Source organism: Arthrobacter sp. UYEF21 (assembly GCF_040546085.1).
Classification (GTDB): domain Bacteria; phylum Actinomycetota; class Actinomycetes; order Actinomycetales; family Micrococcaceae; genus Arthrobacter.
In genome coordinates, this window is sequence record NZ_JBEPNF010000047.1 from 1 (window position 1) to 1737 (window position 1737).

The 1737-nt window shown below is 63.6% G+C and carries 3 protein-coding genes; all 3 read left to right on the top strand.

The window, feature by feature from the left end:
* The first annotated feature begins 237 nt into the window (after window positions 1-237).
* Window positions 238-414: a transposase gene (locus ABIB27_RS19265; protein ID WP_354218022.1), complete on the top strand. Its 177-nt coding sequence runs from the start codon at window positions 238-240 to the stop codon at window positions 412-414.
* Window positions 415-668: 254 nt separating this feature from the next.
* Window positions 669-1106 (top strand): IS3 family transposase, encoded by a 438-nt coding sequence (locus ABIB27_RS19270; RefSeq protein ID WP_354218023.1) that lies wholly within the window; start codon window positions 669-671, stop codon window positions 1104-1106.
* A gap of 105 nt (window positions 1107-1211) precedes the next feature.
* Complete coding sequence (locus ABIB27_RS19275; protein WP_354218026.1) at window positions 1212-1415, top strand: integrase core domain-containing protein; 204 nt, start codon at window positions 1212-1214, stop codon at window positions 1413-1415.
* The last annotated feature ends 322 nt before the right edge of the window (window positions 1416-1737 follow it).

Sequence of the window (1737 nt, forward strand, 5' to 3'; positions counted from 1 at the left end):
TCACAGCATCCAGTGTCGCCGTCATATCGGCTCCTTCCCGCCAAGCTCACCGCCTGGCGTGTTGGGCCGGATACACCGTTATTTCCACAGTCCCTCCGGCGCCCAAGGCATCAAGCGACTACTCTTTGGTATCCGAAATGATGTGCCAGGTACGGTCGAGGGCGGCGCGGCCGGAGCCAAGGATGACGATAGGTTTTCCCTCGTACCGTGGAGGTAACGCTCTAAGGAGCTTCGGCGGTGGCCACACGACGGAAGTATGACGAGGAGTGCAAAGCCGGTGCGGTGCGGATCGTGGCCGAGACGCACAAACCGGTCGCTCGCGTCGCGCATGAGCTGGGGATCAACGACGGGACGCTGGGTCACTGGTGCTCAGGACCGACGTCGACGCGACGGCGGAAACGGTGCGTTGGGTGAGAGCGAGCGGACGGAGCGGGCCGGTTGCGGAAAGAGAACGCGGAGCTGGCAATGCAGCGTGATGTCCTCAAGCGTTCCGTGGCCCTCTGGGTCCAGGAGGCGATGGGCCGGTAAGCATCGCCTCGTTCATCGCCAGGCACAGGGCCGGGCATGGCGTTCCGCATGCGACGGCATGCCGTGCGTTGCAGGTCAGCCAGGCGTGGTTTTATACGTGGCGTCGCGGGGATCCCTCGCCCCGGCATGCCCGCCGTGAGATGTTGGCGACGGAGATCAAGCGGTGGGTCGCTTCCCATCGTGATAAGTACGGTTCGCCGCGGATCACGGCGGATCTGGCTGAGGCGGGCTGGAAGGTGAGCCTGAACACGGTCGCGGCGTTGATGGGCGAGCAAGAGCTGGTGCCCCGCGCCGGGCACAGCCGCCGGTTAACGACCAGGCAGGGCAACGGGCGGTGGCGGGCACCGGATCTGATCGGACGCGATTTCGCAGCGGTCAGGGTGAACGAAAAATGGTATGGGGACGGCACCGAGATCCATACCGATGAGGGCAAACTGCTTCTGGACAGTGTGTTGGATATGGGCTCCAGGCGGATCGTGGGATTCGGGTTGTCCGAGCATCACGATGCGCAGTTGGCGTATCCGGCTCTGGCGATGGCGGTCGCCGTCCGTGGTGGCAGGGACACGATCACCGGGTGATCATGCACACCGATCAGGACAGCGAATTCACCGCCGGTGATTTCAGGAGTGCCTGCATTCGATGCGGAATGAAACAGTCGATGGACCAGCCCGGGTCAACGTTGGATAACGCCGTCACCGAGTCCTGGAACTCGACTCTCGAGTTCGAGTTGCGCTGTCGAACACTTCGTCAGGAGGGCGCAGGCCCGGACGGCGATGGCGGCATGGATCGATGAGTACAACACGGCCCGATGCCACTCGGCGCTGCAGATGACCTCGGCGCTGGCCTGGGAGCTCGCCCACCTTGAGCATCAACAGGAAGCGGCGTGAACCTAAAACGATGCCAGGAGGGCCGGCTGCGCCGCCCACTGTTTTCCCCGTTGCTTCCGGTCCGTGCCGGTGGTGGCCGCCGATCGTACGGGGCCGCGGTAACGGGCAGGCCAACGCCTGCCCGGACGCAACGCCGGCCACCACCCAGTACCGGAAGCAACAGAATCACAAGAGTCAAAGTCTGCACGGTTTCAGGTGAGTGACAGGGCCTGGCATAAACGGCCGTCCGGAATTTGTCAAGGTGAATGAGGCCAGTGGGAGTTAGGCTGCTGCTTTTGTGTCGGTTTTCTCGGCGGGTTTGTTGATCCAGGCCGCGTCGGGG